19 protein-coding genes and 1 riboswitch are annotated in these 22,811 nt (G+C 56.3%); of the genes, 2 read left to right on the forward strand and 17 right to left on the reverse strand.

What is annotated here, in order from left to right; genetic code table 11:
* Positions 1 to 50 precede the first annotated feature (50 nt).
* From D3P08_RS23780 to D3P08_RS23815, 8 genes are all read right to left on the reverse strand, one after another.
* Positions 51 to 941: a helix-turn-helix transcriptional regulator gene (locus D3P08_RS23780; RefSeq protein WP_119602625.1), complete on the reverse strand. Its 891-nt coding sequence runs from the start codon at positions 939 to 941 to the stop codon at positions 51 to 53.
* 38 nt (positions 942 to 979) lie between these two features.
* Entirely contained in the window at positions 980 to 2,155 is a 1,176-nt protein-coding gene (locus tag D3P08_RS23785) for an epoxide hydrolase family protein (protein ID WP_119602626.1), read from the reverse strand.
* A gap of 76 nt (positions 2,156 to 2,231) precedes the next feature.
* Positions 2,232 to 3,344, reverse strand: coding sequence for a GNAT family N-acetyltransferase (locus tag D3P08_RS23790; protein WP_119602627.1), 1,113 nt, complete (start codon positions 3,342 to 3,344; stop codon positions 2,232 to 2,234).
* Between the two features lie 53 nt (positions 3,345 to 3,397).
* Positions 3,398 to 3,479, reverse strand: a riboswitch (ZMP/ZTP riboswitch).
* A 48-nt stretch (positions 3,480 to 3,527) separates the two neighbouring features.
* Positions 3,528 to 5,150: a DEAD/DEAH box helicase gene (locus D3P08_RS23795; RefSeq protein WP_119602628.1), complete on the reverse strand. Its 1,623-nt coding sequence runs from the start codon at positions 5,148 to 5,150 to the stop codon at positions 3,528 to 3,530.
* A gap of 201 nt (positions 5,151 to 5,351) precedes the next feature.
* Complete coding sequence (locus tag D3P08_RS23800; RefSeq protein ID WP_119602629.1) at positions 5,352 to 6,611, reverse strand: FAD-dependent oxidoreductase; 1,260 nt, start codon at positions 6,609 to 6,611, stop codon at positions 5,352 to 5,354.
* A 134-nt stretch (positions 6,612 to 6,745) separates the two neighbouring features.
* The gene (locus D3P08_RS23805; RefSeq protein WP_119602630.1) at positions 6,746 to 8,731 is read right to left on the reverse strand and encodes a sensor histidine kinase; all 1,986 of its coding nucleotides are present in this window, start codon (positions 8,729 to 8,731) and stop codon (positions 6,746 to 6,748) included.
* Positions 8,728 to 9,399, reverse strand: coding sequence for a response regulator transcription factor (locus tag D3P08_RS23810; protein ID WP_119602631.1), 672 nt, complete (start codon positions 9,397 to 9,399; stop codon positions 8,728 to 8,730). Before D3P08_RS23810 ends, D3P08_RS23805 begins: the two co-directional genes overlap by 4 nt.
* A 108-nt stretch (positions 9,400 to 9,507) precedes the next feature.
* Positions 9,508 to 10,062: a PadR family transcriptional regulator gene (locus D3P08_RS23815; RefSeq protein ID WP_119602632.1), complete on the reverse strand. Its 555-nt coding sequence runs from the start codon at positions 10,060 to 10,062 to the stop codon at positions 9,508 to 9,510.
* A gap of 110 nt (positions 10,063 to 10,172) precedes the next feature.
* On the opposite strand from D3P08_RS23815, the gene D3P08_RS23820 reads away from it, so the two are divergent.
* Positions 10,173 to 11,294 carry a serine hydrolase domain-containing protein gene (locus D3P08_RS23820; RefSeq protein ID WP_119602633.1) on the forward strand — a complete coding sequence of 374 codons (1,122 nt, stop codon included), beginning with the start codon at positions 10,173 to 10,175 and terminating at the stop codon, positions 11,292 to 11,294.
* Between the two features lie 106 nt (positions 11,295 to 11,400).
* Here D3P08_RS23820 and D3P08_RS23825 read toward each other — a convergent pair whose 3' ends face one another.
* Together D3P08_RS23825 and D3P08_RS23830 are read right to left on the reverse strand one after the other, a co-directional pair.
* Positions 11,401 to 12,396 (reverse strand): Gfo/Idh/MocA family protein, encoded by a 996-nt coding sequence (locus D3P08_RS23825; RefSeq protein WP_119602634.1) that lies wholly within the window; start codon positions 12,394 to 12,396, stop codon positions 11,401 to 11,403.
* A 160-nt stretch (positions 12,397 to 12,556) separates the two neighbouring features.
* Entirely contained in the window at positions 12,557 to 13,552 is a 996-nt protein-coding gene (locus D3P08_RS23830) for an iron-hydroxamate ABC transporter substrate-binding protein (protein WP_338068743.1), read from the reverse strand.
* 165 nt (positions 13,553 to 13,717) lie between these two features.
* Between D3P08_RS23830 and D3P08_RS23835 the strand changes: the two genes are divergently transcribed.
* Complete coding sequence (locus D3P08_RS23835) at positions 13,718 to 14,746, forward strand: Leu/Phe/Val dehydrogenase (protein WP_119602635.1); 1,029 nt, start codon at positions 13,718 to 13,720, stop codon at positions 14,744 to 14,746.
* A gap of 62 nt (positions 14,747 to 14,808) precedes the next feature.
* Here the strand turns inward: D3P08_RS23835 and D3P08_RS23840 are convergent, their stop codons facing one another.
* From D3P08_RS23840 to D3P08_RS23870, 7 genes are all read right to left on the reverse strand, one after another.
* The gene (locus D3P08_RS23840) at positions 14,809 to 15,768 is read right to left on the reverse strand and encodes an alpha/beta fold hydrolase (protein ID WP_119602636.1); all 960 of its coding nucleotides are present in this window, start codon (positions 15,766 to 15,768) and stop codon (positions 14,809 to 14,811) included.
* An 82-nt stretch (positions 15,769 to 15,850) separates the two neighbouring features.
* On the reverse strand, positions 15,851 to 16,609 hold the full coding sequence (locus D3P08_RS23845) for a hydroxypyruvate isomerase family protein (protein ID WP_119602637.1): 759 nt from the start codon (positions 16,607 to 16,609) through the stop codon (positions 15,851 to 15,853).
* Positions 16,610 to 16,692: 83 nt separating this feature from the next.
* Entirely contained in the window at positions 16,693 to 17,577 is an 885-nt protein-coding gene (locus tag D3P08_RS23850) for an ROK family protein (protein WP_119602671.1), read from the reverse strand.
* A gap of 33 nt (positions 17,578 to 17,610) precedes the next feature.
* A complete protein-coding gene (locus D3P08_RS23855) occupies positions 17,611 to 19,095 on the reverse strand; it encodes a glycoside hydrolase family 32 protein (protein WP_119602638.1) in 1,485 nt (494 codons plus the stop codon).
* A 24-nt stretch (positions 19,096 to 19,119) separates the two neighbouring features.
* Positions 19,120 to 20,721, reverse strand: coding sequence for an ABC transporter substrate-binding protein (locus D3P08_RS23860; RefSeq protein WP_119602639.1), 1,602 nt, complete (start codon positions 20,719 to 20,721; stop codon positions 19,120 to 19,122).
* Positions 20,722 to 20,763: 42 nt separating this feature from the next.
* A complete protein-coding gene (locus D3P08_RS23865) occupies positions 20,764 to 21,645 on the reverse strand; it encodes a carbohydrate ABC transporter permease (protein WP_119602640.1) in 882 nt (293 codons plus the stop codon).
* A 13-nt stretch (positions 21,646 to 21,658) separates the two neighbouring features.
* On the reverse strand, positions 21,659 to 22,570 hold the full coding sequence (locus D3P08_RS23870) for an ABC transporter permease (RefSeq protein WP_119602672.1): 912 nt from the start codon (positions 22,568 to 22,570) through the stop codon (positions 21,659 to 21,661).
* Positions 22,571 to 22,811 lie beyond the last annotated feature (241 nt).

Genomic DNA, 22,811 nt, shown 5'->3' on the forward strand with positions numbered 1-22,811 from the left:
CCCCGCTGGAATGCACGGGATATTGCCTAGCTGTAACACATTCTGAAGACTCAAGAGTCATAGCGGCTTTGGGTTGCTTTAAGCTCAGCCGACACCGCCTCCTTCAGCTCAGGCGGAGAAACGACCACAACCTTCGACCCATAACTAAGAATTATGGATACCGCATACTCCAGCTTGTAAAAAACCGTTTTGACCTCAATATGGTCGCCGCAATGCCGGCATTCTTCCCGGAACTGCTCGGACACGCGCGGCTCTGCCGCCGGCTCGAAGCGCAGATGCGCCGCGATGCCGAGAGGCGGATTCGCCGGCGAATCCGGAACCGGTTCTCTAGGCAGGAAATGCTCCTCCAGCAGCTGAAGCCGCGTTATTCTAGATATTCGAAACCACCGGTTCGCCCGCCGGCTCAGACAATATCCCTCCACATACCACGCGCCGCGCTCCCAGTACAGCTTCGCCGGCTCTACGCTTCGCTCCGTCACGTCATTCGTCGAGCTTCTATAATTGAACGAAACGGCCTTTCGGGCATGGATCGCAGCGCTCAGCATGCGTACGGGCTCTTTTTCTTCCGGGGCCGTACTCAGGTCAAGAAGAATATCATCCGTATCCTCTTCGCTCATCTTGGGATGCAGGGAGCCGATTCTATGCTTAAGCGTGGTATACTTGCCGCTGACTGCCGATTCGATGCCCTGTATAAGCTTATAAATGATCGAAAAATCCTGCACGGTGAATTGCTGTTTCGTAAGAAAGAAGCCGTCCATCAGCTCGAAACCGCCGTCAGCGCCTGTGAAGGAGACGACCGGAAAGCCCGCTTGGTTAATCAATTCGATCTCCCGGTATATCGTTCGGGTTGACACCTCGAACCGCGCAGCCAGCTCGGAGGCCCTCACTCTTTTTTTCGTCAGCAGCTCCATCGTAATCGCAAGCAAGCGGTCCAGCTTCACTTCCGTTCCCCTCCAATCTTCGAACAGCATAGCAGATTTTATAGCACCGATTTAAAAAAACGCTGCACGTCTTCCGCGAATCGAAGCGGCTGCTCCATCGCATAGAAATGGCCGCCATCTCCGCGTTCCGTCCAATGGATAATGCGGTGCTCCCTCTCCGCGAAACGCCGTATCGCCGTGTCATGGGACTTCGCGACCAATACGCCTGTCGGCACGGTTCCGCGTTCCTTCGGCGCCCAAGCCATCGGATCGTTCATCGACTCATAGTAGATTTGCGCGGAGGAGCCGGAGGTCCCGGTAAACCAGTACAGGCTGATGTTGGTCAGCAGGCGGTTCCGGTCGATGGAAGCTTCCGGCAGCTCGCCCTCCGGATGCGTCCACTTCTTAAATATTTCCGCAATCCAAGCCAGCTGCCCGACCGGCGAATCATGCAGCCCGTAGGCGAGCGTCTGCGGGCTCTTCGACTGGATCTGCAAATAGCCGTCGTTGAAGCTTTCCAGCCGAGCCAAGCGCTGCTGCTCTTCCTCCGTCAAGCCTTCAAATTCGCCGTCTTCGCCGGACGGGAACGTAAGCAGCGCGTTAACATGAACACCGATGACGCGCTCCGGCGCCTGCTTTCCCATCTCCGGCGCAATGAAAGCTCCGCTGTCTCCACCCTGGACGCCGAAGCGCGCGTACCCGAGTCGGTCCATCAACTGGAGGAAGGCTCCCGCAATTCGGGCGGGCGTCCAGCCCGGCTCCTTAAGCGGAATCGAATAACCGAATCCGGGAATGGACGGGATGATCAGATGAAAAGGGGGGATCCCTGCCTCCCTATCGCCTTTGCTCGGGGCAGTCAGCGGCTCGATGACGTCCAGAAACTCCACGAACGAGCCCGGCCAGCCGTGAATAAGCATTAACGGAATCGCGTTCGGCTCCGCAGACGGGATGTGGAGGAAATGAATGTTCTGGCCGTCAATCGTCGTAACATACTGCGGCAGCTCATTAAGCTTGCTTTCGTGCTTGCGCCAGTCATAGCTGCGCCTCCAGTAATCTTGGAGTTCCGCTAAGTACGTCAGCGGCACGCCGCGTTCCCAACCGGTATCCGGCAGCTCGGGAAGCCGGCTCCGATCGAGCCGTTCCATCAAGCCGTCGAGCTCCTCTTGCGGAACGCGGATGCGGAAAGGGCGAATTTCCCCCGATGGTTGGTATTGCGAATTATAGCTAATTGTCATTATTAGACTCCTCTCTAAGCGGAATGAACTCAGCTTAGCAGGCTAACGATGACATCTTGGCTGTCATAATTAAAAATTACACTTGCCGAATCTTTCGTTCGTACAGGTTGGCGCTCCACCCCGAAGCGTCAAAGCGGCCTTGGAGGATGAAGCCCAGCCCTTGATAATAGCTGTTGAGACTCGGGTTCTCGGCCATGCAGTCCAGGCGCAGCCAGCTCTTGCCCCGCTCCCGGATATAGTTTTCCGCCCAGTCAAGCAGCTGCTTGCCGATTTCTTGCCCTTTGCGCGAACGGGATACCGTCAGCCTGTGCACATAACCCGCGTCGTCGTGGAACTTCTCTCCCCAAATTTCCTCGTAGCCCCAATGCACGGAGAAGCAGCCGGCTAGCTCTTGGCCTTGGAGGGCGACGAACACTTCATAGTCCCGAATAAAATCATCAATGATCTCGCGAGTGAACATCTGCTCCCGCCACTGCCGAATGCCGTGGACCGATTGAATCCAGCCGGCTGCCTCGATCAGCAAAGCCCTCAGCGCTGCGGCATCCTCATTTGTCGCTCTGCGAATCGTGAGCGCCTCGCCCCGAACAACCGCAGGCAGCTCCCGATTCCACTGGTACTCCAGCATGGACGCCGTCTCGAGCGCCCGCTGCTCCCCGTGAAGCCTCGATACAAGATACAAAGCGGCGTCAATTCCGGCTGTCACGCCGCCGGATGTTACAATATGGCCGTTGTCGACATAACGGACGTTATCATAGACCGTCGCGCTTGCCGGAGCCGCTTCTCGGAGCAGGTCCATTGCGCGGCGGTTCGTCGTGACGCCCAAATTCTCAAGCAGGCCCGCCTTCGCCAGCAGCAAAGCGCCTGTGCATACCGACAGGACGATCTCCGTATTTGCTGCAGTTTCCCGTATCCAGCTCGTTAGCCTTTCATTGTGCATTTCTTGCCGCGCGCCCCAGCCGCCCGGGATTACGAGAATATCCGGCGCAGGCAAGTTTTCCGCGCTGTAATCCGGCAGAATGGCTAGGCCGCTGACCGTGCGGATCGGACCGTCTCCATCCAGCGAGAACGTATAGACGCTGAAATCTTTGCCCAGAAAACCAGCGGCCCCGAATACATCGTAAGGCCCCGTCACATCGAGCGTATCCGCTCTTTCATACAGCAGTACCGCTACATTTCGCATTTTCCCCATGTTCTATTGCTCCCTTCGGAAAATAGAAAAGCATTTGGCTGATAAACAACCAAATGCTTTGCCCAGGCGAACGGCTCGTATGACAGATGCGCTCCCCCGTAGTGATCTACGTTTTCGCCAGTTACGCATCCCCTTATATTTACAGTTAATTATAGGGGGTTATGGTAATAAGTCAATCCTCTATTAGCGCCCGCGCGGCTTAAAGCTCGACCACGGAGCGGACAAAACGGAGATTACCTTACCGGACTCCTGATGAATTTCCTGCCTCGACTGCAGCCGCTGCGTCTGCGGCTTTCGGGATTTGGCCGCGTTCTCCGGACGCTGCGAAGCTGGCTGTGCGCTCCTCTGCTTCTGAGCTTGTCCTTGCTGTCCGGCGAGAGCCTGCTTCTCCGAATGGCCGGCATTCCGCTGCTTCGGATGCCGCTTCGCCTCACCGGCCGGACGGTTCTGCGTCTGCTCCGCCTTCGGCTGTCCTGGCTGCTGAGCCTGGTTCTGCTTCGGCGTCTGCCGCTCCTGAGTCTGGCTTTGCTTCTGCTTCTGCTGGGATTGGCCTTCCTTCGGCTGACCCTGCGCCTTCTGCGGCTGCGCTTGTCCGCCCTGACGCTTCGGCTTGCGGTCGTTCTGCTGCTTCTGAGTCTGTACGCCAGCTGCCGCAGGAGCCACTCCTTCCGTCATCGGATACGGATGCTCTTCAACAACCGGCACCTTCTTCTTAATCAGCTTCTCGATGTCTTTCAAGTACGGGAGCTCCTCCGCCTCGCAGAAGGAAATGGCGACGCCGCTGTTCCCGGCGCGGCCTGTCCGTCCGATCCGGTGCACGTACGTCTCCGGAATGTTCGGCAGGTTGAAATTGATCACATGCGATAAATCCTCGACGTCGATTCCGCGAGCCGCAATATCGGTTGCCACCAGCACACGTGTCGCCCCGCTTTTGAAGTTGCTCAGCGCGTTCTGCCGGGAATTTTGCGACTTGTCGCCGTGAATCGCCTGCGCTGTTACGCCGATGCGGTTCAGCCCGCGCGCGACGCGGTCCGCGCCATGCTTCGTGCGCGTAAAGACAAGCGCGGAGCCGATGCTTCGATCCTGAAGCAGATCGTTCAGCAGCATCTGTTTATTCGGCTTGTCCACGAAATAAACGGACTGGCTGATCCGGTCCACCGTAGACGATACCGGCGTAACCTCCACCTTCACCGGATCGGTCAGCAGGCTGCCTGCGAGCTGCTCGATCTCAGGAGGCATCGTCGCCGAGAAGAACAGCGTCTGCTTCTTGCCGGGCAGCTTGGCAATAATTTTTTTAACATCGTTAATAAAGCCCATGTCCAGCATCCGGTCGGCCTCGTCGAGCACAAGAATTTCGACCGCCTGCAGGCCGATTACCTTCTGGTTCATCAAATCCATCAGACGGCCCGGCGTTGCGATCAAGATGTCCGTGCCCTGCGCCAGCGCGCGCTCCTGGCCTTGCTGCGAGACGCCGCCGACTATCGCCAGGCAGCTCAAATCCGTATACCGGCTGTACGCGACAATGTTATCCGAAATTTGCAGCGCAAGCTCGCGCGTCGGCGAAAGGATCAGCGCGCGGATCGGCCGGTTCTTCCCCCGCGGCGCGGCCTGACCGCTTAGCAGCTGAATGATCGGCAGCGAGAATGCGGCCGTCTTGCCGGTGCCCGTCTGCGCGCAGCCGAGCAGGTCGCGCCCTGCCAGCACGGACGGAATAGAGCGCTCCTGAATCGGAGTCGGAGACTCGTAGTTTTCTTGGGCAAGCGCCTTCAATATTTCGGGTTTAAGCTGTAAATCTTTGAAGTTCATCTTTGTATTCTCCTATGGATAAACGTGCGAATGGTAAATATCATCATATAGCGTCTAAGGATACCACAAATGGATGCAAAAGAGTAGGCAATCTTATTTTATAGCCGCGAACATGCAAAAAGCCGCCCGACCTCGTCTGGAGGGGAGCAGCCTTTATTTAGGAGACGAATAATTAATCGGCTATATAATTAATGGCCTCTATTATGCCGGTTCCGATGATCCAGAGGCAGCCTCTTGAACTGGAATGAGACGATGAATCGCCTGCTCGAGCTCCTGCGGCCCGGCGGCCCGATTGTAAATGCCCAGAAACGATGAAGTCGCCTCAGGGCTGGACGCGATTAATCGGTTCACCAGCTTTTGCTCCTCTGTGAAAGGGGCGTTTTTCGTATATTGGCAGGCCAGATGAAAGTGGAACATCATCTTCTCTTCCATTCGCGCCTGGTACAGGCTCGCCATCTCGTCCCAACTCGCATCCCAATCCGGGAAGCCGCTCAGCACGCCGGTCAGAATACGCGCGCCGTAAAGCGCGTCCTGCATGCCTTGGCCGACGGCGGGGTCCTTGAACGTGATCGCGTCTCCTACCAGCGCCCAGCCCGGTCCCATGCCTTGGTGCCAATCATTGTCATAGCCGAGCAGACCTTTTATCGGCATGGCAAGCTCGGCATGAAGGATCCGCTCCGGCAGCGGGGAGCCGGCAAAGCCGGTTCTAAGAATACGGTTCATCGCTTCCTCCGGCGACGCTTTGAACCGTTTCATCCACTCTTCGTCTTTGAGCGGGAACATAACGCCTACGACGTAAAGCCTGTCGCTGGTCGGGAACACGATCGCGATTTTATCGCCCATTTTGTACAGCTCGGCATGAAGCTCTCCATCCTGCTTATAGTTCGAGTAATACCCGACATACGAGGCAAAATCCGTCGGCACCGCCTGCAGGCATGCGCTCCCCGCCAAATGCCTCACTCTTGAATGCCTTCCATCCGCGCCTACGACAAGCCTCGCCCGGAACTGCCCGCGCTCCCCGTTCTGGTAAACGCCAGCCACGCCGACAATTTTGCCGTCCTCCTCGATCAGCTCCGCCACGCGGAACCCTTCGAGCGCCGTTACGCGCTCCTGCGCCGAAGCATGCTCGAACAAAATGGCGTCAAGATGCGTCCGCCTGATGCACAAGCATTCCGTCTCCCCCATCACCTCGGGGAAAAAACCGTCGATGACGGCGTCCTCGAACTGGACGACCGCCCTTTTGTAAGTCGGCGTGCCCGTCGCCAGCAGCGCTTCGAGTACGCCCATCTCCCGCAGCATGGCAAGCGAGTTCCCATAAAAATTATGCGTCGACAACGTATCGCTGGGGAACGTGCTTTTATCCAGCAGCAGAACCTCATATCCCGCCTTCGCCATCTCGTAAGCAAACGCCGAACCGGCGACCCTCGCGCCCACCACGATCACATCGTAATGCTTTTTCATTTGCCGCAGCCTCCCGCATCAAGATTCCAACGTCCTCATTGTAAAAGAATCTGCGCGCGCCAAGATAGTGACACGATGTCATCCGTTTTGTCATGTGGTGCGCGAGGCGTACGGCCTAGTGCATATTGTTCACGCTAGCCAAGCGGCAGCTCGATCGAGAGCTCGCAGCCGCAAGGCGAGCCGTCATCCGCCGCGCCGCTGCGGATCGAGACGATGCCGCCCAGCAGCTCGGCGCGCTCCTTCATCGACGTAAGACCAAAGCCCGGCGCCGCCGAGCCGAACGGCTCGCCGTCGCTGGTCAAGCGGAAGCGCAGCGTCTCGCCCGCCGTCTGCAGCGTGAAGCGGAAGCGGCTGCATCGGCCGTGGCGAATGCCGTTCGTCAGCCCCTCTTGCAGCGCATGATACAGCACCTGCTCCGAAAGCTTGCCCAGCGCGAGCCCGTGCGGAATCTCCATTTGCGCCTCGATACGGACGCCCATCGTATCTTCGGTATATTGAATAAGCTCGCGCAGCGATTCCTCCAGCGAAAGCGGCGGCGTCTCCTCCGTCTTAAGCAGCCGCACGGACTTGCGGATATCGTCGAGCCCTTTGCGAACGAGCCCAATGAGCATATCCAGCTTCCCGTCCGGGATGCCGCCGTCTCGCTCGGCCAGCGTCTTCGTCGCCTCCAGCTGTACGATGGCGGCCGTCAGCGTATGCCCGACGACGTCGTGGATCTCGTACGCGATGCGGTTGCGTTCCTCCATCACGGACAGCTCGGCCAGCGATTCCGCCTTCTCGCGCAAGGTGACCGATAAAATTCGGTTCGCCTGCTCCAGCTCGGCGGTGCGCTGATCGACAAGCCGCTCCAAGCCGCGATGAAACTGCTCCAGCTCTTGGTTTTTCGCAAGCAGCTCCTTCGCATTCCGCTCGGATTCCAGGTGCACTCGCCGAACGCCGCTGATCATGACCATGATCATGCATATCATAAACAGCAGCAGTCCGTTCGGCTGTAACCCTTCTAAGACCCGGTAGACATATCGGTTCATCGCGAGCAGCTCATTCATCGGGACGGGAAATAGCGAAACGGTAAACCCGGCAATCGTGCACGCCGTGAGCGTGAGGCAGCCTCGCACGATCCACTTCCGTTCCTCCCCGCGCTCCGGGGACTGCCGGTATCGCAGCAGCGCAAATAAGACCACAAGCATGCCCGCTCCCGCAATAATGACCGCAGCCTCCGTCGTCAGTCTCATGTAAAGCGGCTGGTGCCACACCGCAGCGGCGAGTACCGCGGCTCCATACAGAAGGAGAATAGACCGAGCCGCCCGCATTAACCGCCTGCGGGCGGCGCCCATCGCCTCTCCGTAAAAGCCGACGAATGCAATCATCCCGACCGGCAGCAGCAGATCTCTCCAGTAATACAGCTCCCCGAGCGGAACGAACCACTGCGGCACGCGGCACGATAACAGCAGGTTCATCCCTAGACAGAGGCCGAGCAGGCCGAACCAGCCGTATAAGGTGGTCTTCCGCCGCAAATATAAAGTCAAAGCGACGAAGCCGGCCGTTATATACAGAATCGAATAAATATAATACCCCGCCTCCGCTTGCAGCAGCGCATACAGAAGCTGATCCGGCTCGCCGGCCAGCACCATGTCGTTGCCGATGAACGGCTGGCCCGCCCACACCGTCTTGATGAGCAGCTCCTTGCCGGCATCAGCCGGCTCAATCGGCACCGGGTGGAGCATCGATCGGGGATCGATATGCCTGCGTTTGCCTTCCATGTTGAAGGCATACAGCGGCTCGCCGTCTAACGCTGCCTCGAACCGCTTCATGCCCGAAAAAAACAAATAAGGGCTTCTCCATTCGAGCTCCGGCACCGTTTTTCGAAGCCATACCGTCCCTTCGAAGCCTGACAGCCCTTCTTTAAGCGCGCTGTCGAACGGCACCCAGTCCGCTTCCTGCGGCTTCTCCGGACCATACGCGGCCTGCCAATCGCGAATAAACACCGTAAACGAGGCGCGTCCCTTCTCCGCGAAGCTCGGGCGCTCCACCAGCATGGCCGGCAGAAAACAAGTTAAAATAACCGCGCACGCCAACAGCCACAGCAGAGCGGAACGGAATTTGGGCGTTAGGGTCATCATGGCCCGTCATCCAGCAGCAGCCCGCGCATGACTGCTACCGCTTCCTTCCGGTCGCTCGTGCCCAGCTTGTTGTAAATAACGCTAATGTAATTGCGGACCGTCCCGTCGCCCATAAATAACGTGCTCGAGATCTGCCGGTTGGAATAGCCCTCAAGCATGAGCAGCATAATTTTCCGCTCCCGCTCCGTGAAGGACAAGCCTAGACGGCTCAGCTTCTGCTCGTCGAACGAATCCGCGCGACCGCGGCTCAGCACCGACAGCCTCGCCGCCAGCTTCGACGCGATCGCCGCAGGCAGCATGACTCCGCCGTCCATCGCCTCGCGAATGGTGCGGACAATTTGCTTCGAGGGCATATCCTTCAGCAGGAAGCCGTCCGCCCCTCCTGCCATCGCGTCGATGATGAACCGGTCCTCCGCAAAGGTCGTCAGCATAAGCACGATCGTATCCGGCGCATCCCGCTTAATAAGACGCATCGCTTCGATGCCGTCCATCACGGGCATTTTAATATCCATCAGAATGACATCCGGCCTGTTCTCTATCGTTTGCCGCCAAGCCTCTTGCCCGTTCTCGCACAAGCCGATGACGGAAAGCCCCTCCTCCGCCTGTAGGATGGTTTGCAGCCCTTCCCGCAGCAGCCGCTGATCGTCCGCAATCATAATCCGAATCATGTATGCCGTCACCCTCTATCGCCAGCTCTTAATCCGATTCTATCACCGGCCTTATGCCTCGTATAGAGCCATGACCGCACCGGTGACAAGAGTGACAAACCGGTCCGGTCAGACGTCTTCGGAACGGGGCAGCCGCTCCAGCTCCTTAAGCTCCTTGGCGAACCAGTCCCGCGCGAACCGATGGGCGCCGATTCCGTATTCCAGCGTCTTCAGCTGGTACCGGAACAGGCCGCGGTACGCTTCCGGAACCTCCATTTGATCAAGCTCCCGGTTAAGGGCCTCCAGCCCCGCCAGCGCTTGCTCGGTCTTATCCGTAATTTCCCGCAAAATAGTCCGTCTTTCCTCCGCATCGGCAATCAGACCGAGAAAATACATTTTGGAAAGCGCCGTAACCTCGAGCTTGCTGTCCGGCGTCTCGCTTTTCATCCAGGCGGCGAACGCCTCCTTGCCGGCAGGCTGCACCGCATAAACCTTCTTATGCCTTCCGTTCTCCACTTCCTCCGAATAGCTTACCCAGCCCTTCTCGAGCAGCTTCTTGAGCGCGGTCTGCAGACTGCCGTAGCTGGCGCTGTAGAACAGGGACACGCCCGTTTTGAAGCTTTGATTCAGTTCATAGACCGTTTGGCTGCGTATCATTAACAGGCCCAAAATAACAAATTCCATCTTCCGTTCTCTCCTTGCCTCTTGCAGAATACGATAAACCATATTACGATTAGTAATATATCCAATAGTAATATATAAAATCATCCAAATCAACCGATGGAGGGATACACATGACCGTTCCGCAACTGAGCGCGGATGTCACCGCGATGATCACCCGCCGATTCGACGCCTTGTTCGAGAAATGCTCGCGCGGGAAGAGAGGAGGCGTCCCGCGCGGACAAGCGGCGGATCTCCAAGGACGCATCTTTTCGCGCAAGCTCGGGATCGATTACCGTTACGCTGCGTCGCCGGCGCCAAGACCTTACCATATCGCAAGCATCGGCAAAATGTTCACCGCCGTCCTGATCGGGCAGCTGCTCGAAAAAGCTTCTCTTGAATGGGGCGCCCGTATCGCGGAATATTTCAACTCCGGCGAGCTGAACGGACTATTCGTTCATAAGGGACGGGATTACGCAGGCGATGTTACGGTCCGTCATCTTCTTAGCCATACGTCAGGCGTCGCGGATTATTTCGGTGGCCGGGTCCATTCGGGCATCCCCTTCGGCCGGCTGATCCTGGAGCAGCCTGACCGCCACTGGGCACCCCGGGAGCTGCTCGACTTTTCGCGGGAACAACAGCATGCGGTCGCTCCGCCCGGAACGAGGTTCCATTACTCCGACACCGGCTACATTCTGCTTGGACTTCTGGTCGAGCGCATAACCGGCGGCACGTTCGAGCATGACCTGCATCGCAGCATCTTGGACCCCCTTGGCATGCGCGACACCTATATGCTTTACCGCAGCGAGCCTTCATCCGGTACAGCCGAACCACTTGCTCCTATTTGGTTCAACGGCAGCGAAATAAGCGGCTTCCGCAGCCTTAGCTGCGATTGGGCCGGAGGCGGTCTCGTCTCCACAACGGATGATTTGCTTCGGTTCGGCCGCGCCTTAAGAGAAGGAAAGCTGCTGCAGGCTTCCACCTTGCAGACGATGGATAACGCCGAGCATCGCTTCCGTCCCGGTCTGCACTACGGTCTGGGCATGATGGAGGTGCGGTTCGAGCAATTTTTCTTCCTGCTGCGCGGGCTGCCCCGGTTAAAAGGCCATATCGGCGTGCTGGCCACACATCTCTTCTGGGACCCTGAGACGGATACGCATATCGTTCTCAACTTCGGCTCGGAGGGAGCCATGGTTCAAAGCTTTAAGACGCTTATTCCCATTGTGAGCGAGCTGAGAAAGGCCGCCCAGGCATAGCTTAGAAGTCGATGGCGACATCCCCCGGACAACAAAAAGAGCCGTCCCGCAGCAGATGATCTTCCGCTTGAGGGACGGCTCCCGCTGCAGGCAGCCTGGCTAGCCTTTATTCGCCCTGCTCAGAAGGATAAACTAAGCCCCACTGCTTCCGAATGCGATCCATCGTCTCCATAATGCCGACAGTTTCATCCAGCGTGATGTCTTCATTCTCCAGCATTCCCGAGCGGAGGCAGGCCATCGCCGCCTCGGCCTCGTATTTGTAGCCGGCGAACTGGCGGTTGTCCTCTACCGTCACCGGGTCCTGGCCTTGGACATGAAGGCTCGCCTTGTTCGAGAACAAGAAATTAGGGATATGGATATAACCTTTTGTCCCGAATATATGAGCATCGTTCGTGAGGCTGAGCCGCACGGCGCCGTTCAGCATAGCCGTTCTGCCGCCATCGTATTCGAACAGCAGCGAGAAGCGCTCATCCACGCCGGTCTCGCCGATATGCGCGCTGCTCTGAATGCTCTTCGGCTGCTCGCCGTAAACCATGGAAGCGAACGATACCGGATAGACGCCGGCATCAAGCAGCGCGCCGCCGCCCTGCTCCTTGCTTAGCAGACGCCCCTCCGGATTCCAGCCCGCGTCGAAGCCGAAGTCCGCCTTCACCAGCTGCACATCTCCTATGAGGCCCTGCTTCAGCCACTCGCGCGTCCGGACAATCGGCGGGAGAAACCGGGTCCACATCGCTTCCATAACGAACAGCTTCTTGTCGCGCGCAAGCTGCGCAATCTCCCGGGCTTCCGCCTCATTGATTGTGAACGGCTTCTCGCAAAGAACCGCTTTTCCCGCGTGCAGGCAAGCTAAAACCTGCTCCTTATGCAGCGGGTGTATCGTTCCGACATACACGATCTCTACTTCCGAATCGTTAAACAGCTCTTCGTAGCTGCCATAGGCGCGGGCAAAGCCATGCTGCTCCGCAAACTGCTCCGCCTTCTCCAGCGATCTTGCCGCAACCGCCGTCAGCTCGGCGCCCTCCGCCAGCCGCAGATCCTTCGCGAACGTCGAAGAAATGCCGCCGCAGCCCAAAATGCCCCATTTGATTGTTCTCTGGCTCATACTCATCTCCTGCTCCTCTCTTCTCTACCACTATCTTCAAATCGATTCTACCATGAAATCGGGTAAAGACCGAAAGGAGCGCCGCAATTGCGCAAAAAAAAGCGGCGCCCTCCCGAACAAAGTCCGGTAAGGGGCCGCCGCTGTCTTGCCCTGTCATTTTTTATTTCGCCATGCTTGCCAGTACATCGTCGATCATTTGCGAGTTGGCGATCGGACCGGTATACAGCCAGCTTTTTTCTCGGCCGAACTCGTATACGTTGCCGTTCTTCACAGCCGGAATGCTGCTCCATACCGGATCTTTCAGCGCTTCGGCGCCGGAGCCGTCGCTGTTGATCAGAAAGATATGATCGGCATCAAGCTGCGCCAGCTTCTCAAGCGAGATCGCATTCCAGTTCGCTTCGGCTGCTGCCGAAATTTCCTTAACCGTCTCCGGAATTGCCAAGCCGAGATCCTTGTACAAGACCGCGCCGCTCGACACCGAATCGCTAACGACATAGAACGATCCCGACACGAGCCAGATCGCCGCCGCAGATTCTCCGCCAGCCTTTGCTTGCAGCGTCGCTTTCGCTTCGGATGCTTTCGTCTCATAATCGTCCAATATTTGCTGCGCCTGCTCCGACTTGCCAAGCACCTCGCCGATCTTCAAAAGAGCTTGACGCCAGTCATTATTCACTTCATCTCCAAGCACGAACGTCGGCGCAATTTCCGAGTATTGATTGTATTTGTCGCCTTCTACTCCGCTCGCCCCGCCGATAATAAGAAGATCCGGCTCAAAGCCAAGCACTGCCTCGAAAGGCAGGTCGTAAGCGATAGTTGGCGTATCGCCAAGCTTATCGCTCAAATACTCCTGCTTACCGTTTGCAACCGACCATTGCGCGACGGGAATCGTGTCCAGCGCTACCAGATAATCCTCCAGGTACGACGCGATGATTCGTTTGGGTTCGGCCGGAATCGTCACCTCATGGCCCAGGCCGTCGGTCAGCTTTCTTTCTGCCGGCTCCTCGGAAGGCGCTGGAGTCGCCGTCTCCGCCGCCGGCGATTCGGATGCCGCGCCCTGATTCCCGTTATTATTCGAACCGCAAGCGGTTAGAAGCAACGCTAGAAGCATAATGCTGATAAGACCGGTCATTTTCAATGTATTGCGTTGTCCGTTCAATGTAAACTCCCCTTGTCCTGTATGTCTCAGCGCTTAACCTTATCGCCTGCTCAGATGATAACAATTCTCATTTTCATTGTCAACTGTCTAGACCAAGTCCAGCCGCCGAGAATATGCTAATCTATCAAGCGATACGCGCGTATCGGCTCTATGGGAGGCGCAGGCATGGACATTTGGAAGCAAGACTATGAACAGCTTATCTTCCTGCAAGATCGCTCCACCCTATTCAAGGCTGTCATCGCGGTTCATCACACGAAGCTTGGCCCCGCTCTCGGCGGCTGCCGGATGATGCATTACGGAAGCGAAGAAGAGGCGGCCCTAGACGCGCTTCGTCTGGCGCGGGGCATGACGTACAAGTCTGCGCTCGCCGGCATTCCGTACGGGGGAGGCAAAGCCGTTCTTATCGCAAGGCCAGGCTCATCCCGCATGCGGGAAACATGGTTTCGAACATTAGGAAAGCAGCTTCAAAAATTAAACGGTCTCTATATTACAGGGTTGGATCTCGGTTCGACGGTACAGGATATGGATTGGGTGCGGGAAGAAACCTCCTATGTGACGGATACGACCGGCTCGCTTGGGGCGACGAACGAGCTGACGGCTACGATGACCGCATACGGTGTATTTCTAGGCATACAAGCTTCGCTGAAACGGGTCTATGGATCGGAATCGCCGCATAGCCGCGTCATTGCCGTGCAAGGACTCGGGAAGGTCGGCTATAAGCTATGCCGTTATTTAAGCGAGGCGGGCGCCAAGCTCATCGTGGCCGACGTTGATCCCGAACGCGTCCGGCTTGCGGCAGCGGAGTTCGGGGCTGCGCCATGCGACCCCAATGCGATTGTATCGGTTCCATGCGATGTGTTCTCCCCATGCGCGCTTGGCGGCGTTCTGAATGAAGCCTCGATTCCGGGGCTTCGCTGCGCCGCCGTGGCAGGGGCGGCCAACAATCAGCTTGCTGCCGAAGAGGATGGCGACCGGCTGCATGAGCGGGGCATCCTCTACGCGCCGGACTATGCCGTCAATGCGGGAGGAATCATCGTGACGGCCGCCGAGCTTGAGGGCGCCGATGCCGCTAAGGCGAAGCGCGATACAGAGCGCATTTACAATAATCTGGAGCGGATCTTCGCCCAAGCGGCCGCGAGCGGGCTCTCAACAGCTAGAGCAGCCGATCAAATGACCGAAGCGCTGTTGAAGTAACAGCCGCAGCGCGCGAAAAAACGCCAGCCGCTTCGGCGATCGAAGCGGCTGGTTTCTTTTTGCTATTCCTTCAAGAAAAATTGAATGGTACGGTCCGTTGCTCCAGGCAAATGCTCGTGACCGAAGTCCGGATAAATGACCAGCTCCTTGGGCGCCGTCATTTTGTTGTAGGCGGCAAACTGTGTGGACGGCGGACACACCGTGTCCATCAGCCCTACAAACATCAGCACGTCGCCGCGGATGCGGTTAGCCAAATACTGCAGGTCGATATATCCTAGCTTTTCGAAAATTTCGTCCTCCCGCTCGTGCAGCGGATCGAAATGGCGGAAGAAAGTTCTCAGCTCCTGATACGCGTCCTTCGCCAAATCCATTTCCCATGTTCGCTTGTAATCCGTCAGGAACGGATAGATCGGGGCAAGCTTCTTCACCCGCGGTTCAAGGGCGGCGCAAGCAATCGTAAGCGCTCCGCCCTGCGAGCCCCCCGCCGCATACACCCGCTCCGGGTCGACCTCCGGCAGCGACATCGCAATACCCGCCAGCTGGGCGCAATCGAGGAAAATGTGGCGGAACAGCAAGTTGTCGGGATGATCGTTCAGACCGCGGATAATATGGCCGTTATGCGTCGTCCCTTTGACGCCGCCCGTATCCTCAGAGCTGCCGCCCTGGCCGCGGCAATCCATCGCCAGCACGGAAAAGCCAAGCGACGCGTAAGCCAGCTTATCGTTCCAGTCGCCCGCATGGCCCGTGTAGCCGTGGAACAGCACCACAGCGGGATGAGGCTCGGTCACCGCTCTCGGACGAACGTATTTCGCGTGAATGCGGGCGCCGCGAACGCCGGTGAAATAAAGATCGAAGCATTCCGCCTGCGGCGTCTGGAACGAGCTCGGCACGAGCTCAACCTGCGCGTCCACGGCGCGCAGCTCGGCAAGGGCGCGTTCCCAATACGCGTCGAAATCGGCGGGACGGGGATTTCGGCCCTGGTATTCCTTCAATTTATCAAGCGGCATATCCACTAACGGCATAATAAACACTCCTCCAGCTTAGAAATCGATAATCGATATAAAAAAAGAATATGAACCTATTTTAGTCCGAATGGTTGCGTTTTCATAGAGCCTTTTGTCGGCCAATAATTGTTCGAATCCCTTCCCCCGGTTCCCCGGCCGGAAAATATTCCAAGCCGACATACCCGTCATACCCGGTATCCCGAATTGCGCTGAAGATAGGCCCGTAATCGATCTCACCGATATGAAGCTCATGCCTGCCGGGATAGCCGGCCGCATGGAAATGTCCGATGCTGCCGATATGCTCGCGGATGGTTCCGATTACCTCGCCTTCGGTAATGTACTGGTGGTAAATATCGAAAAGCAGCTTTACGCTTGGGGAGCCCACCTCGCGAAGGATTGAAAAAGCCTCCTCCGAGCTCGACAGGAAGTAGCCCGGATGGTCCACCTTCGTATTTAAAGGCTCGAGCAGCAGCGTCATACCGGCCTTCTCCGCAATGGCCGAGGCTTCCTTCAGCCTTTCCACGATCGACCGGTACTGCTCGGCACGAGGGCCGCCCGTATCTTGCCCGGTCGTCGTCAGAATCCGGCTGCAGCCAAGCCGGCGGGCGATCTCGACCGTCTCCCGAAGACCGTCCAGGTACTCCTCTCTGTGCGCGGGATCGACCAGGTTGTTGGATTTCGTAAGCAGCGTCGTAAGGCTTAGGCGCAGCTCATCCTTCACGCTGCGGATGCCTTCCACATCCTTATTCGTCCACGACCAGAACTCGAACGCCTCCGCCCCGGCCTCATGCACGGCTCGAATGGCTTCCACAGAAGGTCTTCCGTTGTATAGGGCGTCAATGCATACCGAAAATTTCACGACAAACTCCCCCTTGAATCATTGGATTTATCTTATCGCACAACAGGCAAAAGACGCTAAGCAAGCTTAGCGTCTTCATGAAATTATTTGCGCTGCTCCGCAGCCCGAATAGCCAGCGCAAGCGCGCCGCTTAGACCGGCTTTGTCGCCGAGGCCCGGCTTTACGATGTAGTCGTCGATATGTTCAAGCACGGCGGGATGATAGACATAGCCGTTCAGCAACCGCTGTACCTCCGCGCGGATAAGCGGGAACAGATGCGCTTGATTCATAACGCCTCCGCCCAGAATAATCTTCTCCGGAGATAAAATAAGGATGTAGTTCACAAGCGCCTGAGCAACATAGTAGCTTTGGAAGCGCCATGCGTCATGCGAGGCGTCCAGCTCGTAAGCCTTCTTGCCCCAACGCTTCTCGACTGCCGGCCCTGCCGCCAGTCCCTCCAGGCAATCCGAATGGAACGGGCAGAAGCCTTCGTATGTATCCTCCGGGTGGCGCCGAACCGAAATATGTCCCATCTCCGGATGCGTAAGGCCGTGAACCATCTTCCCTTCTACGACCGCTCCGCCACCGATGCCTGTGCCGATAGTCAGATACAAACAGCTGGACAAGCCTTTGGCTGCGCCCCATACCGTCTCGCCAAGCGCCGCGGCGTTAACGTCGGTATCGAAACCGATCGGCAGATCCAAATGCTTCTTCACATGGCCGATCAGGTCATAGCCGCTCCAATGCGGCTTCGGCGTCTTCGTTACCGAGCCGTAGGCCGGACTCGACGGGTTCACGTCGATAGGACCGAACGTTCCGATTCCGATCGCTTCGATGCCTTTCCCTGCAAAATAAGCCATCGCTTGACCAAGCGTCTCTTCCGGCGTTGTCGTGGGGATCGAAATAAAATCAAGAATTGCCCCCTCTTCATTGCCAACACCGCAAATAAACTTCGTGCCTCCGCCTTCAATTGCACCATATAAAGCCAATGTCTTCACCCTCGCATTCTCCAGCCATTTTCCTTATACAGTAACAGCCGAATACATCGATTTCAAGACATGCAGGGAAAATGTAAGCAATCTCGCGCTGCCGCCTTGCGCGTACAATTCCATCCCCGTGCTGCGCGGATCCGGGAAAATCAAGTCGGTAAGCACAGCCTCCCCGTCATTCGCGAACACTTCGATTGACGATTGGTCGACGAAAATATGCAGCTTGATCCGCCCTTCATGCGGCAGCAGCCGCACGCCGTGCTTGCAGGCGAACTCCGGATGGAATGCGGACTCCCCTGACCTCCGGCGGTCGATGAACAGCATCTCGGAAGCGATGTCGTAGCCGACGACCGTCTCCTCGTCTTCCGAAGCCCTAAGCTTTATTCCAACCTCCGCCGCTTCACCCGGCTCCAGCTCGCACACGATTTCGCAGACGCCGCCATGAACGCCCTCAAGTAAATTCCGCCCCGGCACCACAGCCGTCTCGCCCCACTGCTTCGTCTCGCCACGCAGCGCGGTCAAGCTCCCGATTGGATGCTGAATGACTCTAATGCCTTCGCTTCCATTCCGAAGCGACAGCACTCTTGGCAGCGTCATCGCGCTCCTCCAGCTGACGGTCGGCGTCAGGTTCGCATACTTCCAGTTGCTCATCCAACCAATGAACAGCTTCCCGTTCGCCGGCCCATCGGCATTCGACCAAGTGACGCCGGCATAGTTATCTCTGCCGTGATCCAGCCATAGAACCGTACCGGGCGCATTATCGTTCGTAAACGTCGAGCCATCGAAATCGCCGATGAAGTATTGCGTTCTCGATCCTTCGGGACAATCCGGATTGTCGCCGATGCTGACGAGCATCACCCATTTGGTATCATCCGTCCCGGCCACTGGAAGCTCGATCAGATCCGGACATTCCCACACGCCTTCATGCGAGCCTTCCGCCTGTCCGAACTCGCTTCCGAACGTCCAAGCCTTCAAATCCGGAGAGGTATAGAGCTGAACCCTGTCTCCGGTCGCCAAGATCATGATCCATCTGCCGCTCGGCTCGTGCCAGAATACTTTCGGATCGCGAAAGTCGACGAGCGTATCGCTTGCAAGCACCGGATTCCCTTCGTACTTCGTCCACGTCCGTCCTTTGTCCGCGCTGTACGCCAAGCTTTGCCGCTGCCTGGGACGGTTCAGCTCCTGATCGTGATCCGAATGCGTAAAAATCGCGACGAGCCCCGGCTTGCCTTCGAAAAATCCGGTCGTATCGTTCCAGTCGACAACGGCGCTGCCGGAAAAAATCGTGCCGTATTCATCCGGTGCGAGCGCGATCGGCAGATGCTCCCAATGCACCAGATCCGAGCTGACGGCATGCCCCCAATGCATCGGTCCCCATGTTGTGCCGTCCGGGTGATGCTGGTAGAACAAATGGTACTCCCCGTCGTAATACACCATGCCGTTCGGATCATTCATCCAGTTCGCCGGCGGCGTGAAATGGAACTGCGGACGGTATTTTTCTTCTCTAACGTTCAGCATGCTCTCCACACTCCTATCTCTTTTTTATTGACCGGTGCTTCTGTCGTAGCCGGTCTGTTTAATTTGCAGCCACTCCTGCAGCCCTAGACGGTCAAGCTCCGCCAAATAGTCCTTCCATTCCGCGTCGACTTTACCGTTCTCGATCCACTCCGTCCGTTTCTGAAGCACGTAAGCGAACATATCCGTTTCAATTGCGGACAATCGGTCCAATTCCTCCAGGGAGAAAAATACGCGCGGATAAATATGTTCGCCCTTCATGTCCGGAACATAGACGTTCTTCAAAATATCAAGCCGCCATGCCGCATCGTCCGGCTTCGTCGTTACGGTTCCATAATAGGTATCCAGGATCGCAAGCGGCCCGCCTACGCTTGTTTTGCCGCGCAGCTCGGCGGGAGCCGTCCCTTCCAGCGGAAGGTGCTTCAGCATTTGCGAAGCCTCGTCGAACTCGAATATGTTCTGCTGCGTCTCGTCGCCGTACGTTCCCCAGTTGTTCTGCACCGATTGAAGCGGCTCATACAGCTTATCCATCCACTTCGCTGTCGCCTCGAGATTATCGTTATCCTTCGTTACGACCATCCGTCCCCGGTCAAAGCCCATGCCGTTCGTTCGGGTCACATTTTTAATGCCGCCCGGTCCGGTCAGCGCCGGCATCGGCTGGTAGCTATCGTTCATGCCGGTAATGTTCGCTTTATCCCAGGTGAAGTACAGGCCGTATACATGTTCTTTCCCTTTGGCCACGTACGTGTTCCAATCCTGCGTCAAAAACTCAATGTCGATAAGACCCTCTTGGTACAGCTCATTAAAATATTTAACGCCCTCCTTGAACCCTTCGTTACTCGCCGCAAAGGAAACCTTTCCGTCATTGCTGACCAATGTCATATCCCAGTTCATGCCTTCGCCGAAGGAGCCGAACAGGAAGCCGAGATCCTCGCCGCCGCCGTTGGAGTTAATGAAGGACATCGGAATTTCATCCGCCTGCCCGTTGCCGTTCGGATCCTGCGTCTTGAAGGCGATCAGCACCCGCTTCAGCTCTTCGGTCGTTGTCGGCATTTCGAGACCGAGCTTCTTCAGCCAATCTACGTTAATCCATGGCATGTTATTAACGGAGTGAATACTTTCCTTGCCCGCGCCAAGCTCCTCAATCCATGGCAGAGAATAGATATGGCCGTCCGGCGCTGTGATCATCGCTTTATATTGCGGGGCCTCCTCAAGCACCTTTTTAAAATTCGGCATCTGATTTTCGATGATGTCGTCCAGCGCGATGATCGTGCCGTCCTCCGCGAGCCGGAGCAGATCGTAATCGCCGAGTCCCGCGTCGAAGATCGCATCCGGCAAATCGCCCGTGGCGAGCGCCAAATTTCGTTTTTCTGCGAAGATGTCGTTCGTGTAGTTGGTCCATTCGATATGAATGCCGGTCGCCTCCTCCATCCGCTGGAAAATCAGCTTCTCGTTCGGATCGGCCGGCGCAAGAGGCGAGCTCTGCGTCATAAATTCCAGCGTGACTTTCGAGCCGTCGGCGCCGTCTCCTCCATGATTTCCTCCCGAATTGTTCGTGCACGCCGTTACAAGCAGCAGAGCCGCCAATGATACCGCCGCTGCCGATCGTTTACCCATTTTCTTTTTCATGCTAACCCCTCCTATGTAGTCTTCTATATGCCAGCCTTCTCCCTACTTCAGGGAGCCGACCATGACACCTTTCTCGAAGTACTTCTGAAAGAACGGATACATCACAAGCAGCGGGAGACTCGAGATGACAATCGACGCGTATTTAATAATTTCCGAGAGACGCTTCATCTCGGCCATCGCCGTTCGGTCCGTAATCATGCTGGGATCCACTTGGTTCTGAATCAGAATCGACCGAAGCACGAGCTGCAGCGGGTACAGCTTCTGGTCCTCCAAATAAATCATCGCGTCAAAGTAAGAGTTCCACTGCCCGACGAACGCGTACAGCGCGAGAACAAAAATAATCGGCTTCGACAGCGGAAGGACGATGCCGAAGAATATACGGTGCTCCGCAGCTCCGTCCACCTTCGCGGCTTCGTTAAGCTCCTTCGGAATCCCCTTGAAGAAGGTTCTCGCCAATATGATGTTCCACACGTTAATCGCTGCCGGCAGAATGACGGCCCATGGCGTATTCAGCATGCCGAGATCCTTGACGACCAAGAACGTCGGGATTAGCCCCCCGCCGAAAAACATCGTGAAGACAAAAACGGTCATAAAAAACTTCTTCCCAGCGAAATTGTCAACGGCAAGCGGGTAGCCGGCGAATAAGGAGACGACCACGGTGACGAAAGTAAAAGCGGCCGAATAATAAACGGCGTTAAGGAATCCGCGAAGCATGGCTTCATTGCCCAAAATCAGCTTATAGCCTTCAATGCTGTAGTCGGCCGGGTTCAACGATATTCCCTTGTTCAGCAGGGCCGTCGGTTCCATGAAGGAGGCCGCTACCACATATAGAAGCGGAATAATGACGACCAGCACCGTCAAGGTCAGCAGACAGGCATTAATGGCTAGAACGGCACGATCGAGCCGCGTTGGCTTAACGTTCATAACGACTCCCCTCCTAGTACAGGCCTTCGCCTTCATTCAATTTTTTGACGACGTAATTGACAAAGACGAGCAAAATGATATTAATAACGGAATTGAACAAGCCGATCGCCGCGGAATACGAGTAATCCCCCGCCTTTAAGCCCACCTTGTATACGTAGGTCGCGATAATTTCCGAGGTCGGAATATTCAGCGCGGTTTGCATCAGGAACGCTTTCTCATGCCCGATCGCCATAATGCCGCCCGCCGACAAAATAAATAGAATAGCCATGACCGGCTTTAGCGCCGGCAGATCGATATGCCATATTCGTTGAAGAAGATTTGCCCCGTCCATATTGGCCGCATGGTGCAGCTCCGGATCCACAGAAGCCAGCGCGGCCACAAAGATGATGGAGGACCAGCCGGCCGTCTGCCATATCCCGGACAAAATATAAATCGCCCGGAAGTATTCCGGATCGGACATAAACGTAATCGGGTGATCCGTTACCAGCGTTACGATTTTGTTGACGGGCCCCGTCGGGGACAAGAAGACGAACAGCATGCCGACGATCACAACGACGGAAATGAAATTGGGCGCATACAGGATAAGCTGAATGTTCTTTTTCGCTGCGGCTTTGCGCAGCTGGTTCAGCATAAGCGCGAGCAGGATCGGGACCGGGAAGCCCAGCAGTAAGCCGTAAGCGCTGAGCTTCAGCGTATTCATAAAGATAACCTCGAAATTCGGCGCATTGAGAAACTTGGCGAAATGGTCAAAGCCAGCCCACTCGCTCCCAAGTATGCCTTTGCTGTAACTGAAGTCTTTAAACGCGATCAGAACGCCGTACATCGGTATGTACTTAAAAATGATCGTTAATAGAAAAGCAGGCGCGATGAGCAAGTATAAAAAATAGTTGGTTTTCATAAAACGCATAGTTTTTTGCACGTTCATTCCCCCTATCCAGCGAATGCAATGATTCAAGTAAACATTTGTAATCTTAAAAGTAAGGGCTTTCATCTCCATCTGCACATTCAATTTATCACCTAAAAGGAGCAAATGTCAACATAATATGCACAAATTATTTTGTCATTTGCATTGGTATATTTGTCATAATCGCTGCCTTTATTTCATAGAATTGCCGGAAAATCGGTACAAATTGGCTAAAAACCGCCCCTTCGCAATAAAAGCGCAG

This window comes from Paenibacillus nanensis (genome assembly GCF_003583765.1).
Classification (GTDB): domain Bacteria; phylum Bacillota; class Bacilli; order Paenibacillales; family Paenibacillaceae; genus Pristimantibacillus; species Pristimantibacillus nanensis.